Origin of the sequence: Luteibacter yeojuensis (genome assembly GCF_000964085.1) — a bacterium.
Classification (GTDB): domain Bacteria; phylum Pseudomonadota; class Gammaproteobacteria; order Xanthomonadales; family Rhodanobacteraceae; genus Luteibacter; species Luteibacter yeojuensis_A.
Window position 1 is genome coordinate 1 of record NZ_JZRB01000125.1, and the last position, 397, is coordinate 397.

Below are 397 nucleotides of genomic sequence, written 5' to 3' on the forward strand. Positions count from 1 at the left end.
GCGGGCCTGGCTGTAGTGGTCGGCAAAACTTTCCGGCCGCACACGCCCACGCGTGCCAGCTTCTTCCGCCGCATATGAGCGAAAACCTGCCTGGGCGTCTTCTCGAGGAGAATCCGGCTGCAGCGAGCTCGGCCCGTAAGCGACTCGCCCCTTGGGTGCCTGCTGCTGCATGTGGCCGTCGCGCTGATGGTTCGCAAAGGGGCATTTGGGCGCGTTGATAGGCAGCTGGTGGAAGTTTGGCGAGCCGAGCCGTGAGAGCTGGGTGTCCAGATAAGAGAACAGCCGTCCGTGGAGCAACGGGTCGTTACTGAAGTCCAGACCGGGTACCAAGTGTGAGGGACAAAACGCGACCTGTTCGGTTTCGGCGAAAAAATTATCCGGCCAGCGGTCAAGCACC

1 protein-coding gene is annotated in these 397 nt (G+C 61.7%); it reads right to left on the minus strand.

What is annotated here, in order from left to right:
* A partial coding sequence (locus tag VI08_RS21560) for a catalase (protein ID WP_157130544.1) occupies window positions 1–397 on the minus strand: 397 nt, incomplete at both ends.